Below are 15,797 nucleotides of genomic sequence, written 5' to 3'. Positions count from 1 at the left end.
TGAAAATCCTGTTTTTTATTATTTCAAAAATGAAAGTTTTTAAAGTGAATTGAAGGGATTTGTATTCGGTTTGCTCGCCACTTCTGTTGATTGTACTTTCTCAACTTTTTTGGGTTTTGCCACCTGAGCCGTTGTTTTCTTTGTGGTTTGTTTGGTTGAACTCGCAGTCTTACGCGTGGTTTTCTTTGGTGCTTTGATCACCACAGCCTTTGCATCACTCTTATCTGGCGCAGGCAAAGAATTACGAACGAGATTAGACAGCTCTTTGGCAGGCGGATAGGTTAAATCTGTAGATAAATAGCGCATTTCTTCTTGACGCATATGGTTTAACGCCGTATTTGCAATCGAAACGCCAGCTAAAAACCGAGTATCTGTTAATGATGTATGATTAATATTTCGCGCATTTAACTCTTCAACCAGTTGAAGTGCTTTATAACTTTTCCCGAGTTCTTGATAACGGCTTGCAGCTTGAACCAATAATTTATTTTTTAGCTCATCATTTTTTTTATTTTTACTATCGCAAATCTGTGCATATAAACTTAGTAAATCGTGATCAGTTTCACCATTTACCAATGGGTAATCTTTAATACACTTATTTTTTAAACTAATACCCTCTTCTGCCGCTGCAAAAGCAAATGGTGTCACCGTTAATAAAACGAATGTAGGTAAAATTAAATAATATTTTTTCAAAACTTGCCTCAAATCTTTATGAATAAAAAATTAAAATTATTATCAGTAACTTCGATTTAAAATATACACACCCTAGGTAAATATTTTCTGGTTATATAATGCGCTTGGATTTAACAAAAATATACCCCCTAAAGTCAAGGGAAAAAATGTTACTCAAAAGTAACTATGTTTGCTTTTTGTAATATATCTTCTTTTTTATCTAAATTTCATTTGTGTATTATGATGCCATATATATAAAATACCCGCCAAATAGCATTTATAATGACTTGTAAAATGCTAATTTATAAATAATTTTATATTTACACTAAAAACACAGATAGCCATTGGCATATTTGTTTTGTAAAAACTTTGCTATAAAGCATGACTGAGTTACATATGAATAACCTTAAAATATTAATTAAGAAGCTATCTAATCATGCGCGTGTTGCTCTAGAGAAGTCTGCAAATAGTTGTATTAATCAACAAAATTATGAAATCGAAATTGAGCATTTTTTTCTTGAATTATTAGAACAACAAGAGCCAAATGATCTCCACTTATTAGTTGAAAAATATAAAATTTCCCATGATTTCTTAGTTAAGGATTTGCAACTCAGTCTTTCCCAGTTACCTAAAGGAAATACCCGTACCCCGATATTTGCTCAATCCATTATTCGTTTATTGGAGCAAGCGTGGTTACTTGCTTCAGCCGAACAAAATCCTGTCATTCGAACAGGTCATATTTTGGTAGCACTTTTAACAGCACCAGATTTGCATCAAATGGCATTACGCGCTTCGAGCCAATTTGAACTGTTCCCGATCGATACAATGAAGCATAAATTTTTAGACCTATGCTCAAACAGTATCGAACAAGACGTTTTACAGGAAACAGCACCAAGTGAAAGCACTGAGCCTGCACAGCATTTGGCTAAAAACAAAACGCCAGCACTTGATCAATATACAATTAACCTAACCCAAAAGGCACAAAGTGGCCTTATCGACCCTGTTATTGGTCGTGAGTTTGAAATACGTTTAATGCTCGATATCCTGATGCGTCGACGCCAAAACAACCCCATCTTAACTGGTGAGCCTGGTGTAGGAAAAACGGCTGTCGTTGAAGGTTTGGCGCTAAAAATCGTAAACAACCAAGTGCCTGATGCTTTAAAAAATGTTCAGTTGCATACGCTTGATATGGGACTATTACAAGCAGGTGCCAGTGTAAAAGGTGAATTTGAAAATCGCCTGAAACAAGTGATTCAAGAGGTCCAGTCTGCCACTCATCCTATAATTTTATTTATTGATGAAGCTCACACTTTGATTGGCGCAGGAGGTCAAGCAGGCCAAAATGATGCTGCCAATCTATTAAAACCCGCACTGGCTCGTGGTGAGTTACGTACCATTGCAGCAACCACATGGGCTGAATATAAACAATATTTTGAAAAAGATGCAGCGCTCAGTCGACGCTTTCAAGTCGTTAAAGTTGAAGAACCAAGCGAAGATGTCGCCATCGATATGTTACGTGCCATGCTACCAGTCATGGCCAATCATTTTAATTTAAATATTGATGATGAAGCCATCGTCACAGCCGTACACTCTTCACATCGTTATATTAGTGGTCGTCAACTCCCAGACAAAGCAATTAGTGTACTGGATACAGCCGCAGCGCGTGTAGCACTCACTCAGAATGCACAACCTGTAAAGTTAGATCAGATACTTGCTCAACAACATAATCTCAAACTTGAATATGAGATTTTAGAAAATGAACATAAAAATTTACCGATTCATCATGAGCGCTTGCACGATTTGAAGCAAAAACTAGCGCAGCTTGAGTGCGAAATTGAACACACTCAAACTCAGTGGCAAAAAGAAAGAGCGCTTGTTGAACAGATAAAACGACTCCAACAAGATACAACGGCTAACAACGATCAAAAAGAGATTGCTGCGCTTCGTGAAGAATTAAGCAATGTACAAGGCCAGAACCCCTTAGTGTTTGAGCGTGTTAATGCACAAATCATTAATGAAATTATTTCAGACTGGACCGGTATTCCTGTGGGTAATATGGTGAACGATGAAATAAAACAAATTCTCAGCTTAGAAAGCAAACTGGCTGAGCGTGTTATGGGACAAGACTCTGCCCTACATCAACTGGTTCAGGGAATTAAAACATCTAAAGCAAAATTGGATGATCCTAATAAACCGCAAGGCGTGTTCATGTTGGTGGGGCCAAGTGGTGTCGGTAAAACCGAAACCGCACTTGCGCTGGCGAGTGAGCTTTATGGTGGAGAATCCCACCTGATCACTATTAATATGTCTGAATATCAAGAAGCACATACCGTTTCTTCTTTAAAAGGTGCTCCACCTGGATATGTTGGATATGGTCAAGGTGGTGTGCTGACTGAAGCAGTTCGCCGCAATCCTTATAGTGTGGTTTTATTGGATGAAATTGAAAAAGCACACAACGATGTTCAAGAACTCTTTTATCAAGTTTTTGACAAAGGTACGCTTGAAGATGGTGAAGGCCGAATCATCGACTTTAAGAATACCACCATTATTTTGACCTCGAATGTAGGTTCGAATGCCATTATGCAGGCCTGTTTGAATCAACCGATTGAGACATGGCCAACCGCGGAAAGCTTAGCAGAGCAGTTAAAACCAAGTTTATATAAACAATTTAAACCTGCTTTTTTAGGGCGCATGCGTATCGTTCCCTATTTCCCACTGCATGATGATTTACTGGTTCAAATTATCCATCATAAAATCAAGAAAATAACCTCTCGCCTTGAGAAGCAGTACCAAACCAAAGTTCAATATTCAGAGGAACTGGTAGAACTGTTATTAAGTCGCTGTACGGAAGTCGATAGCGGCGCACGAAATGTTGATCACATTTTGAATGCCAGTATATTGCCTGCTTTAGCCACAGAAATATTGATGGCTTTGGCAGCAGATCATTTGCCTAAAGTTATTCAGATTGATATCAAAGATGATGAAATTACTTATGTTTTAGACCCTGTCGAAAAGACCACGGCTAAAAAGAAACGACATCCTGCTAAAAATAAAGCGAATCAAGTTTAATAAAATATATAGAGTGTAAAATTATGAGCTTAGAAATCGAGCCTTTATTGTCTCCTATCTCAAGCGATCAACCATGTGGACAAGACTTATCTTTTTCCAATGAATTCCACGCTATCAAAATTGCAAAAACTCAGGATGATCCACTACTCGATCAAGGCGACTGGGTCGCTGAACCTAAGCAAGCAGACTGGCAGTTCGTTGAACAAAAATCTATCGAGCTCCTCACGGGAAAATCAAAAGATTTACGCTTATTGGGCTGGTTACTTGAAGCGTGGTCAAATTTATACGGATTCGAGGGCACCGCAAAAGCCCTAGAGCTTATGCACCGGACGCTAAATGAGTATTGGACACAACTTCACCCTGAAATTGAAGAAGAAGATTTAGATCAACGTCTAGGTTTATTGCAAGGCTCAATTAATCATTTGACTCCACTGATTAAGCAAGTCGCTATCGTGAATGTTCCTTCATTTTCACTCAGTGATTATGAAGCCTTACTGAGACAGAAAAACCATTTGTTGAAACAAATAGAAAGTTATACGGATGATGCCAATAGCTCTCAGATTTTGGAACAGTTTGAGCAGAGCTTGTTCAACACATCAAAATCATTTCAATATCAGAACTATCAACATTTTTCGGCGATTCTGGCTGAATGGTCAATTTTGAAAAGTGTGTTAGATACCTTAATGGGCTTAGATGCACCAAGCTTTGCTGCGATTGATACTCAGCTTGAAAACATCCACACCAGTTTAAAAAAGCTCTACAAAACTGAAGTTTTTACTCAGCCTATAATGGCGACACAAACGTCTGAGTCTTCTGCAGCCGCAACGATAACAACACAGGCACTTTCATTTACCCAGCACAAAGAACAAGAGATTGACATGAACACCGTCCATCCATCCAAAGGCTTTCAGGTTCAACCGCAAAATCACTTAGCAAACCGTGAACAAGCCATGCGGGTATTACAAGAAATTTCTGACTATTTTCAGGCCAATGAACCGCATAGTCCCGTAAGCTATATGTTACAGAAAACCATCAAGTGGAGTCAGATGCCACTACATGAGTGGTTAAATCAAGTCATTAAAAACGAAAATCCACTGCATAACGTCCAAGAACTACTGGGCGTACAACAAGCAAATGAATCAAACGATTGGTAATCTAAATGTTTAAAGCAGAAAAAATACTTTGGGGTGAAGGTCTATTTTTACGTCCTCAACATTTTCAATTACAAGATGCGTATCATGAACAACGTCTGAATCATACCATTCGTTCCACGATTCCATTTGCCTACGGCATTCAAAATATTCAATTTGATGAGGCCCAGTTACATACACATATCTTGGCACTCGAAAGTATTAGTATGATTTGGCAAGATGGCGAAATCTATCAGGCGCCGACACGTGATTTACTGCCTGAGCCAGTGTTATTAGATGAACTGAATTTACGTGGCGAAATCCTAGTTTATTTAGCCTTGCCGATTGTACAAGCCAATAAGAAAAATGTGAGCGCTGAAAATAGTGCGCAGTTCGGTCGCTACCACTCTTACCTGACCTCAACCCACGATTTATTTACAGATGCAACTGCAGCAGATATCACCTTATTGCGCCGCCGTGCAGAGTTTCGCTTGTTAGAGGCGAACGTAGAACCGAATCAAGAGCTGGATGGTTTTTTGTATTTAGCTTTAGCAAAAATTAAACGTCAAAGCTCAGGTCAATTTGAATTTGATCGTCATTTTATTCCGCCTATCTTGCATATCGAATCTTCTGAAAATCTTATCTCGAGTTTGAAACGCAGTTTAAATGTCATCAAAGCGAAAATTAAGACCATTCAAAGTAATAATCGAGAAAATGAGCAAAAGCTGATTGAGTTTCGCTCTGGCGACATTGTGTCATTTTGGTTGGTCAATGCACTCAACACAGCACACGCGACGTTGAATCATTTATTGCAATATCCGCATATCCATCCAGAGCGACTGTTTTTTGAATTATTACGTTTAACAGGCTCATTACTGACCTTTTCAACGGCTCATGAGGTTGATCATTTACCTCGCTACCAACATCATAATTTACAAGAAAGTTTTAGTCAGCTCGATGTCATTCTACGTGAGTTATTAGATACGATTATTTCAAACCGCTATATCAGTATCCAATTGAAAGAAACACGACCATCTTATTGGTTAGGCAGTTTAGAGTCAGACAAAATTACTCGAGATTCAAGACTTTACTTAGCTGTTTCTAGCAGCATGATGCAAAGTCACGAACTAATTCAATTGGTTCCGTTACGATTTAAAGTGGGCAATACCGTAGATGTTGAACAACGCGTCATCGCCGCACTACCTGCAGTTCCTTTGCATCATTTAATGCAGGTTCCAACCGCTATTCCAGTGCGATCTGGTGTGAGTTACTTTGAAATTGAACCAAATAATGACTTATACCAACGCATGTTGGATGCCGAGTCGATTTGTATTTATATTCCGGCAGGTTTCCAAGATATTGCTGTTGAATTGATTGCTGTGATGAATGGCTAAGGAAATGAATCATGAATAATGCCCCTTCACTTTTTGATGATGGACAAATTGGAACTGGTTCAATTTCTCAGCCCATGACCGCCAAAGCCACCAGCACAACCAACTTGGTCGACTTACTCCATGATGGTTTTTATATTGTATTTTTATTGAAAAACAAATATATACCGAGTAGTGCAACGGAATTCCGCGAAAAAATTATTGCTCTACTCAATCGCTTTGAAAACCAAGCCCGAAAATTACAATTTTCATCAGATGATATTCAAGATGCTAAATATGCTTACTGTGCATTATTAGATGAAACCATTGTGACTCAGCAAGATGCACAATTTTTCGAGCTACAAAATAGTTGGTTAATCAGTCCCTTACAGCTTAGTTTATTTGGCTCGCAACTTGCGGGTTATCGTTTTTTCGAAATTTTAGAAGAGTTACGCCGTAAAGGAAATAGTCGATTAGCCGCACTTGAAGTTTATCATTACTGCATGCTTCTGGGTTTTCATGGTAGATATCGCATTGAATCTATAGAAAATTTAAACCATTTGGTGGCACGTGTAGGCGATGAAATCGACTACTTAAAAGGAAAAAAGGCGGCCTTTTCTCCTTTTGCATCGCTCCCCGATCAAATTAAACACATGATTCACCGTGAGCTTCCTTTTTACTGGATTTTACTTTTTCTAATCGTATTCGCACTCTTATCCTTTGCGGGCTTGCGCTATATGTTATCAAAGCAAAGTACGAATTCTTTAGCCACATATGAAAATGTCATTTCTACGCCAACAGAACAGGCACATATTACTATTCATTTACCCTAAGAACTAACTCCATGGCTCATGAAAAACGGACTTCAGTCAAAATTTTGACGTCTACAAAAAAGAAAAATATTTCACCTATGCTCTATGCGTTTGGTGGTTTTTTGGGTGGTGTCGTATTGATGGCCACTCTTGGTTTTACTTATTTTTTTGCACAACAAAAAAATGATTCAAGACAGGTTAATCAAAGTTCTAGCGTGGATGTCACTGAACCCTCAGTCGATAATGAAGCCCCGACGCGGGAACCCGAAGCTATTTTTGAAGCGACTAAAGCCATCCCTTCTAAAAGTGTTCAACCTTCAAATGTAACTGAGCCGCCTGCTGATTTTCCTCAACCCAAAGAAGATGAATTAAGCAAAGCTTTTCTTCGTCCAACCGAAACAGTTGCTGCACCATCGATGAAGAGTGCTAGTCCGCAGCCCTTACCAAAAGAAAATAAGAAACAAAACTCGTCAACGCAAAGTTCGGCCGCACCGAAAGATAAAAATCACGACAAAGTAACCAAAGCAGAACAGGCTGTGGAAAAATCCGAAGAATCTCCCACAGGTAGTGTACAAACCAAAATTACAACTCGTACCGTCGAAGCCCCAATGCCAGCTACTATCAGACTATGATTTATGCTCTTTTTTCGCTTTTTCTAATCCTGGCACTAGGACTAGGTTTGGCACTGTCCTACGAACTCAGAGCAAAATTTGCTGGCTTTTTTGTCGGGTTAATTCCTCAAGGAAAAAAAAGATTTCAATCCGCTCGTCATTTTGCACAGCATATAAATCATGCTGCTGCGCCCGAGCAATTGCAATCGCATTGGCATATTCAACAGTGGTGGATATTGGTTGCGGGTCTATTCTTATTTGCTAGCATCTTAATGTTTGCTTTTACCAGTCCAGTCACACCCACTAAAATCGAAGCGGATTATTTAAGACAATCGGATCCACAAATTTATGCCCTACTTGATGGACAAATTTTGTCTCCACCACCAGAGGTCGAAGAATCCTTAGTTGCTGCGGCCATAGTTGAAGCAAGTATGCTTGAGCAAGCAGATCTTAATAATAATTCTATTCAAGCCAGTGCTTTGAATTACGACCCAAGTATTCAGGATGTACATTCAACTCATTCACATGACAATTTAGCAACGGCTGATCGTAAGTGGCACAAAATGAACCCACGCTATAAACAACGTTTACTGATGGTATTTAAAATAATGCGTGAGCAGCATGGATATGAACTGGTTTTACTGGAAGGCTATCGTAGCCCGCAGCGTCAAAATTCTTTAGCCAGCAATAAAAATACGACTTTGGCGCGTGGTTACCAAAGTTACCACCAATTTGGATTGGCGGCGGATGTCGCATTTAAGCGGGATGGAAAAGTCGTTATTTCTGAACGAGATCCATGGGCGATGCGTGGCTATCAGCTCTATGGTGAAGTTGCAGAATCTGTAGGTTTAACTTGGGGCGGGCGTTGGAAGTCGATCCAAGACTATGGCCATACCGAATTTCGAATGCCTAATTTAAAGAAAACTGCGGAAATGGCTGAAAAGCTGACCTCTGAAGGACAACTTTCAGCTGCGAATTTGAGTTAATCAGGTTGAAGGCTGACTCAAATATTGAGTGATGATTTGCAAAACTTGCGCAGTTTTCTCTGCATGTAACCAGTGTCCAGCATCTGCCACCGTCTGAATCTGGGCTTGAGAAAACTGCGATTGGATAGCTTCTATATATTCTGGCTTTGCTACATAAGGTGAGTTTCCACCACGTATAAACAATGCAGACTTATGCCATGTTTCTATATTTTCCCATGACAGAATTTGGGCATAGTTCTGATACAGTGCATCTACATTAAACAACCACTTCCCTTTGCTAAAAGATTTCAAGAGAAACTGAATCACCATTTCTTCTTTGAGATATTCACGCATGATTTCTATGGCTTGTTGACGTGTTTCAATATCTGCTTTTTGTACTGCAATGAGCGCTTTAAAAATTTGCTCATGATGATTTTCTTTATAAGCAATAGGCGCAATATCCAATACCACCAGTTGATCTAGTCGATCTCCTGCGAGTTCGGTCACTTTCATCACCAGTTTTCCACCCATCGAATGCCCGATCAAAGAAAAGTGCTCAATATTGAGTTCATTTAAAGTTTCAATTAGATCGGCTGCCATGACCTTATAATTCATAACATTGGAATGTGACGATAACCCATGATTACGTACATCTACCTGTAATACATGGTGGCTTGAATATAACTCCCGAGCCAACATACCTAAATTACTTAAACTGCCAAATAAACCATGAACAAAGACCAGTGTTTTTGCAGTTGACTGCTCATTTTGATGAAATTGATGATTTAGGATCATATGAAACTTACTTTATTTGATTGTTATAGATATTGAATTTTTAATGGAAATAAATCAAATGACTTTTTATATTAAGCTCAATTTTGCTTAGGCTATTTTGAGTGAGATATTTGCTTAGGCTAAATTTAAAGGTATGATGTACATGTCTGTTTAATATCAGATTAGATTTTTGAATCAGATTTTAAGCAAGTGAAAAGATGCCGAATGCCTTAAGTCTTGCTACTTTTCTATTTTAAAAATAATTCAGCGGAATTTTTAAGTAAGAAATATCATTGTCTTCTGGTTGAGGGAACTTGCCTGCAAACATATTGATTTGAATCGCTGGCAATATCAATTTTGGCATACTTAAAGTTGCATCACGGCGGTTTCTCATCTCGACAAAATCAACTTTTCTCGTTGTAGTATTGATATGAATGTTTTTATGCTTTTGCGAATAAACCGATGTTTCATATTGGTATTGACCACGACTTTCGGGTAAATAGTCATGACATAAGAACATCCGCATTTGATCTGGTAATGTGTACAAAGTCTTCACCGAGTCAAATAAAGTCGCCGCACTCCCCTTTGGGAAATCACAACGTGCCGTTCCATAGTCAGGCATAAACAAAGTGTCTCCCACAAAAACAGCATCACCAATGACATAACTGAGACACGCAGGTGTATGCCCTGGTGTCGGAATATTATATGCTTTTATGTTGCCTATCAAAAATGTCTCGTGATCTGCAAAAAGATAATCAAATGACTGGATGGCATTTAAACTCTTAATATCTAAATGATAAATCCCACCAAAAGTTTGTTGTACGATCTCAATCTTATGACTAATCGCAATTTTTCCACCTAGTTTTTGCTTTAAGTACTGTGCAGCACTTAAATGATCTGCATGAACATGTGTTTCTAAAATCCAGTGTACGCTTAGGCTATTTTCCTGAATATAAGCAATGATTAAATCAGCCTGCTCTGTTTTGGTCGTTGCTGATGCTGCATCATAGTCCAACACACTATCAATCACGGCGCAACACTGGGTTTCTGGATCGCTCACCACATAACTAAACGTGTTGCTCACTGAATCAAAGAATGCTTTTACTTGCGCGGTTTGCTTCATGGCATTCTCTCCATCACTTTACGATGTAGCAGTACACCGACGAACATCGCAATTATAAAATAGATCGCTTGATAATAGCCCAGTCCAATCAAAGTAAAACTCGGCGCAGGACAAATTCCCGCAATTCCCCAGCCTATACCAAATAGCAGACTTCCCAAGAGCAGTTTTCTGTCGATTTTCGTTTTTTTAGGAAGTTGTATCGCTTCACCATAAAAGGTTTGTGGATGTGGCTGACGTACAGCTTTTTGAAAAGGAATAAATGCAACCGCAATTGCACCCATCATCACAAAAGCTAAACTGGCATCCCACTGCCCAAAAATATCTAAAAAGCCAATCACCTTCGCAGGATTCGACATTCCTGAAAGCATGAGACCGATTGAAAATAATCCACCCCAAATGAATGCCCAAACACTTTTCATTTTAGATTGCTCCAAGCATATGACGGACGACATACACAGTGATAAAGCCTGTGAACATAAAACTTATTGTAGCGATGATTGAACGTTTAGATAAACGACTGATACCACAAATACCATGCCCGCTGGTACAACCAGAGCCTAATCGCGTTCCAAAGCCTACCAATACGCCCGCAATGATTAACATGAGAGGTGTAGCCTCAATATGGATTTCTGGCTGAACAAAAGCTGCGTATATAAACGGAACAACGAACAAGCCCAATAAAAACCATAGTGCAGGCGTATTTATAATCCCTTTTAAATTTAAAACTTGTGAGACCAGACCACTGATTCCCGCAATCCGCCCATTGGTATATAAATATCCAACGGCGGAGATGCCGAGTAATATTCCACCTATAAAAGACCACGCAAAATCATGCATTAGCAATCACCCTTAAAACAATATATGTTTTAATAATATATTTAATTAAAAAATAATCAAGCGTTCTTTGTATCTATGGATGCTATGCACGTCTATGGCCACTGTCTACGGGGCCTTTCATCTAGCTTTAGGTATTTGAATGGCACTACCCGTTCGTTCTCGAAGCTTTTAGTCTTTTAGATAACACCTTAAGGCATTTCTTTTACATAGTTATTCTTCACAATAACGTAAAAAGCTTGAATATATTCCCGAGAGATTTTGTATTCAGGCCTTTTTTAGATTAGAAATACTTAACTTCTCTCGTTTTATTTCATTATAGTTTTCATTTAAAGAAACTGAATAGAGTTAGAGGTACATCTCTACATCATGATCATTATTCTCAGTTTATGAAACACATTTACGACTTTTGAATATATTTTTATGTAGGTATACACATGAAAAGTGATGAAATAGCCAGCTCTTTTTCTGAGTAGTCTATTGGAATTCTGATAATACGCGCTCTGCAAACCATATTGGGAGCTTAGACACGGCGGCATTCATTTTTAAGGTTTCAGCTGCTTCTACTTCTGCAAGAAAAGACGCTTGTATACCGTCAGAAGAGTTATCAAACAAATAGGCTCGATCACAGCACTCTATGGCTTGCATGAGCAGATCCATACTACGGTAGTAACGTTCAATAATTTTCTGCTCAGGAACAGGATGACCACCCACACTGACGCGATACTTGACCCGAGCAATATTGATTTGTGGATCGACTGTTGAGACATAATATAGATAGGTTTTATAACCCTGACGTTTCGCTTCTCGGAGAAACTCAACTTTAGAGATATGTGACATTACCGTCTCAAAAGTAAAACTGACTTTTAAGCGCAGAAACTCAAGCCGGATATAATCAATAATGCGTGCACAGAGGTAAGAATCAATTTCTTCGGTTTTAAACTCGATCTTCCATTCATCTAGCAGAATTGGTTCATGCGCAAGTAAGGCCACGAACTGTCCCGCTTGAGGACGCTTCTTACTTTTTAGAAAAGTGACCAACTCTGAAGCTTTTAAGGAAGGATGATAATGCAATAAATCAATGCGTTGACTCTGTCTTAAGTTTTGTTCCAGTTCATCTGCATTTAAATATGCCCCAATATGTTGGGGCAAGAGGTAATCTTTAACAGTGCTTTTACCAGAACCATTCGGCCCTGCAAACATTCTTATTCTAGGTTGTCGAGGTGGCATATCAATCTATACGGTCGCGTGTTTCTTTTTACGTGTCAGTGTCGGTAAAACGCCTACATCGACATAAGCATGACTTAAGTCTTGTAAAACAGTTTCATTGCCATGAATATCGCGTTCAACCAACTGCTCAGCTTTTGCATAAACTACAGACGAACGAGTGGTTGCTTTTTGAAAAGCATCATGAAAAGCATGAATGGCAAGTTTAGGAATCATATCATCCTCATATTTGCCTACTTTAATGTCGGTATAAGCTGCCATACACCAACTCCTACTCAAACGATGGTTGATTTTTATTTATCTTAACACAATCGAGGACATTGTCTATTTATACAGCATCCTGAAACAATAAATTAGATCTTAAGGCTTACTCTAAATCCGTGCTGTCTTATTGGATTACTTTACTGTTTACTCGTTTCGTATCTTCAACTTGTAAAGCTTTAGCCGTTGGGCAGAAGGCACTTTCATTCATCCCTGCATCGGTCAGGCTTTTTTCTTGCTGCTCAAGATAACGGTTGGCCACCATCAGCATCACTGAAGCGGTACTTAATTCAATATTGGCCTTGGATAGCGCTGCAATTTGATGATATGCATCCATACGCTGACAAAATGCAGTTTTCATTTCTGTTGCTGTCGCTGGATTATCTTTTGCATCTAAAACGGTTTTGGTTGAATTCACAGTTGCTGTATATTCAGCCATCTTCTGATCATACTGTGCCTGAGTCAGCTTCGTTGTTTCTGCATAACTCAGGGTTGATAGAAACGATGATAAAAATAATGAAAGGCTAAGCAACGTCCATGTCTGTTTTTTCATGTATTAAGACTCATCGCCTTCTTTCCATACATCTTCATAGTCATCGCCATCAATCATAAAACGATAACCTTCACTTAAAGCCAAATATGGAAGTACGTCAGGCAAGATATCTTGTAACTCACGTACAGTCATGGTTGTAAAAAAGTCTTGGCCTTCACCCAATTCACCACCATAGATGAACCAAGCAACATTCTCTTCAGTTTCTGGCTTTTTACGTAAACCGACAATGGGTTCTTGATTTAAAGTCTGTACAGCAACAGCAACGACATCATCACCTTTTACTTCAACATAGGCGGAGTCAAACTCTTCACACAGTAGTTTTTGTTCTGCAATCAATTCATTCAATGCAGATTGTTGTGACTTTTGTGCCATGCGATGCTGCCCCTTTTGAGCGTCAATCTATCGATAGCGCATTTTAAAACATATTTAGGTCAAAGGCTGTTTTTATTTAAACAATTAGCACACAGGTGAACACTCAATATCACTACAAATTTGGCATTCATTTTGCTTAACAGTATTACGTTTTATAAAAAAAGTAATATCGGGGCTAAGCAACTATGGGTTATGTCGCACGAGAACTCAGTCCTCAAAGCAAAATATTGCTGGGCTTTGGATCATTTCTAATACCAATCCTCATTTGGTGTGCTGTGAGTTATTTGCCCTTTATTTGGCATCCTCAGGTACAAATCACCAACTCTGGCAGTGTCTCTTTTTTACAAGTCGGTAGCCGTGTAGACAAAAGTGTGTTCTATGCAGAAGCACAAAATGCCGTCAATGCAGGCACTGAACCGCCGCAAGGTAATTTGGTCAATCCCATCTATTTACCAGCACCTCATCAAGTTGCGACAGCCTTAGTGACAGCATTTACCACACCACCAGCTCAAGCCGATGCACCATGGTTTCATCAAAGTCTTTGGCACAGTATCAAGATTGTATTTAGTGCTTTCTTTATTGCATCACTCGTTGGTATTCCATTGGGGATTTTATGTGGTTTTTCCAACAAAATTTCCCAGCTCACTGAACCCTTTGTTGAGTTCTTTCGCTACTTACCTGCGCCTGCCTTTGGTGCATTGGCTGTTGCCATATTAGGCATTAATGATGCACCAAAAATTGCCATCATCGTGATTGGGACGCTGTTTCAGCAAATTCTGATTATTGCCAATACTACGCGTATGGTGGACCGCGGGCTGATTGAAGCGGGTTATACCCTAGGGACGAATAAAGCAAAAAGTCTGTTTCACGTGGTCATTCCAGCGGCGTTACCCGATATTTACCGTGATTTACGTGTTTTGCTGGGCTGGGCGTGGACCTACTTGATTGTCTCTGAGTTGATTGGCACCACCACAGGGATCACTTGGTTTATTACCCAGCAAGCACGCTACCAGAACTTTGACAATGTCTATGCTGCAATTTTGATTATTGGCGTGATTGGCTTGGTCTGTGATGTGATTTTAATGAAGCTCGGACAACATCTGTTTAAATGGAAAGCGGGAGCAAAATAATGAAAGCCACAGATATAAGAACGACGGAGTTCAATGCTCGTCAATATTTTGATCACATTTATCAACGTCCTGTCATTTTAGAGGCCAAACAACTTAGTCAAGTTTTTCAGCATGGTAAAAACTCACGCACGATTTTAAATCAGCTCGATTTGAAAATTCATAAGCGGGAGTTTATTTGTGTGATTGGTCCGTCTGGTTGTGGAAAATCAACCTTTAGTCGTGTTGTTGCGGGTCTAGACCCTTATAGCAGTGGTGAGTTGCTAGTAGATGGACAACCCATTTCAGGCCCTAGTCCAGAGCGAGGCATGGTGTTTCAAGGCTATACCTTATTTCCTTGGAAATCGGTTAAAGAAAATGTGATGTTTGGTCCACTCATGAAAGGTGCAAGTCATGCCTCAGCCGAAGCGGCTGCACGAGAATGGATCAATATTATTGGCTTAGAGAAATATGAAAACCAATATCCACATCAACTATCTGGCGGGATGAAGCAACGTGTTGCGATTGCCCGTGCTTTAGTCAATGAACCGAAAATTTTACTGATGGATGAACCTTTCGGTGCGCTTGACCCGCATACCCGTCAGAAAATGCAAAAACACCTAATGGACTTATGGCAAAACATTGATATCACCATCATTTTTGTAACCCATGATATGGATGAGGCTATTTTACTGGCTGATCGTATCGTAGCACTGAAAGCCAATCCTGGGGAAATTAAAGAAATTATTGAAGTAGATTTACCCCGTCCACGAAACACTGAACTGATGTCCAGCCCTGCTTTTAAGCAACTTCGAGAACGGGTCGATTTCTTAGTACATGCACAAGAAGAAGAACTCGATCCAGCACTGGAAGATTTACCCAAAATTCCACGTATGACCCAAGTTAGTACGCATAAATAAC

At 39.3% G+C, this 15,797-nt stretch carries 17 protein-coding genes; 8 read left to right on the top strand and 9 right to left on the bottom strand.

The annotated features are described in order from the left end of the window. Positions 1 to 39 precede the first annotated feature (39 nt). Positions 40 to 690 (bottom strand): hypothetical protein, encoded by a 651-nt coding sequence (locus tag F946_RS04480; protein ID WP_004979581.1) that lies wholly within the window; start codon positions 688 to 690, stop codon positions 40 to 42. A 360-nt stretch (positions 691 to 1,050) separates the two neighbouring features. Here F946_RS04480 and tssH point away from each other — a divergent pair, with 360 nt between their 5' ends. The 6 genes from tssH to F946_RS04450 are packed head-to-tail and all read left to right on the top strand — an operon-like array spanning position 1,051 to position 8,647. Next, complete coding sequence (tssH, locus tag F946_RS04475; protein WP_456151110.1) at positions 1,051 to 3,738, top strand: type VI secretion system ATPase TssH; 2,688 nt, start codon at positions 1,051 to 1,053, stop codon at positions 3,736 to 3,738. A gap of 23 nt (positions 3,739 to 3,761) precedes the next feature. Beyond that, a complete protein-coding gene (gene tssA, locus F946_RS04470) occupies positions 3,762 to 4,892 on the top strand; it encodes a type VI secretion system protein TssA (protein WP_004979574.1) in 1,131 nt (376 codons plus the stop codon). A 5-nt stretch (positions 4,893 to 4,897) separates the two neighbouring features. Beyond that, positions 4,898 to 6,262, top strand: coding sequence for a type VI secretion system baseplate subunit TssK (gene tssK / locus F946_RS04465; RefSeq protein ID WP_004979572.1), 1,365 nt, complete (start codon positions 4,898 to 4,900; stop codon positions 6,260 to 6,262). A gap of 11 nt (positions 6,263 to 6,273) precedes the next feature. Continuing rightward, complete coding sequence (icmH, locus tag F946_RS04460) at positions 6,274 to 7,071, top strand: type IVB secretion system protein IcmH/DotU (protein WP_004979571.1); 798 nt, start codon at positions 6,274 to 6,276, stop codon at positions 7,069 to 7,071. Positions 7,072 to 7,082: 11 nt separating this feature from the next. After that, positions 7,083 to 7,682 (top strand): hypothetical protein, encoded by a 600-nt coding sequence (locus F946_RS04455; protein ID WP_004979569.1) that lies wholly within the window; start codon positions 7,083 to 7,085, stop codon positions 7,680 to 7,682. Next, the gene (locus tag F946_RS04450) at positions 7,679 to 8,647 is read left to right on the top strand and encodes a M15 family metallopeptidase (protein ID WP_004979568.1); all 969 of its coding nucleotides are present in this window, start codon (positions 7,679 to 7,681) and stop codon (positions 8,645 to 8,647) included. The genes F946_RS04455 and F946_RS04450 overlap by 4 nt, the downstream gene beginning before the upstream one ends. Here the strand turns inward: F946_RS04450 and F946_RS04445 are convergent, their stop codons facing one another. The 8 genes from F946_RS04445 to F946_RS04410 all read right to left on the bottom strand — a co-directional run bounded on the left by F946_RS04445 (position 8,648) and on the right by F946_RS04410 (position 13,770). Next, complete coding sequence (locus F946_RS04445) at positions 8,648 to 9,421, bottom strand: alpha/beta fold hydrolase (protein ID WP_004979565.1); 774 nt, start codon at positions 9,419 to 9,421, stop codon at positions 8,648 to 8,650. 232 nt (positions 9,422 to 9,653) lie between these two features. Continuing rightward, complete coding sequence (locus F946_RS04440) at positions 9,654 to 10,523, bottom strand: MBL fold metallo-hydrolase (RefSeq protein ID WP_004979564.1); 870 nt, start codon at positions 10,521 to 10,523, stop codon at positions 9,654 to 9,656. Next, a complete protein-coding gene (locus tag F946_RS04435) occupies positions 10,520 to 10,942 on the bottom strand; it encodes a DUF6691 family protein (protein ID WP_004979563.1) in 423 nt (140 codons plus the stop codon). The genes F946_RS04440 and F946_RS04435 overlap by 4 nt, the downstream gene beginning before the upstream one ends. A gap of 1 nt (position 10,943) precedes the next feature. Beyond that, positions 10,944 to 11,360 carry a YeeE/YedE family protein gene (locus tag F946_RS04430; RefSeq protein ID WP_004979560.1) on the bottom strand — a complete coding sequence of 139 codons (417 nt, stop codon included), beginning with the start codon at positions 11,358 to 11,360 and terminating at the stop codon, positions 10,944 to 10,946. Positions 11,361 to 11,834: 474 nt separating this feature from the next. Next, on the bottom strand, positions 11,835 to 12,560 hold the full coding sequence (locus F946_RS04425) for an ATPase (protein ID WP_080632289.1): 726 nt from the start codon (positions 12,558 to 12,560) through the stop codon (positions 11,835 to 11,837). 33 nt (positions 12,561 to 12,593) lie between these two features. Continuing rightward, entirely contained in the window at positions 12,594 to 12,845 is a 252-nt protein-coding gene (locus tag F946_RS04420; protein ID WP_004693049.1) for a hypothetical protein, read from the bottom strand. Between the two features lie 127 nt (positions 12,846 to 12,972). Beyond that, complete coding sequence (locus tag F946_RS04415) at positions 12,973 to 13,398, bottom strand: hypothetical protein (RefSeq protein WP_004979556.1); 426 nt, start codon at positions 13,396 to 13,398, stop codon at positions 12,973 to 12,975. 3 nt (positions 13,399 to 13,401) lie between these two features. Further along, positions 13,402 to 13,770, bottom strand: a complete 369-nt coding sequence (locus tag F946_RS04410) for an immunity protein Imm33 domain-containing protein (protein WP_004979554.1) — start codon at positions 13,768 to 13,770, stop codon at positions 13,402 to 13,404. A 185-nt stretch (positions 13,771 to 13,955) separates the two neighbouring features. Here F946_RS04410 and F946_RS04405 point away from each other — a divergent pair, with 185 nt between their 5' ends. After that, complete coding sequence (locus F946_RS04405) at positions 13,956 to 14,900, top strand: ABC transporter permease (protein WP_004979549.1); 945 nt, start codon at positions 13,956 to 13,958, stop codon at positions 14,898 to 14,900. Continuing rightward, positions 14,900 to 15,796 carry an ABC transporter ATP-binding protein gene (locus F946_RS04400; RefSeq protein ID WP_004979545.1) on the top strand — a complete coding sequence of 299 codons (897 nt, stop codon included), beginning with the start codon at positions 14,900 to 14,902 and terminating at the stop codon, positions 15,794 to 15,796. The genes F946_RS04405 and F946_RS04400 overlap by 1 nt, the downstream gene beginning before the upstream one ends. Position 15,797 lies beyond the last annotated feature (1 nt).

The sequence above is a fragment of the Acinetobacter johnsonii ANC 3681 genome, assembly GCF_000368805.1.
GTDB lineage: Bacteria > Pseudomonadota > Gammaproteobacteria > Pseudomonadales > Moraxellaceae > Acinetobacter > Acinetobacter johnsonii.
This window is presented reverse-complemented; position numbering and strand designations above follow the sequence as displayed.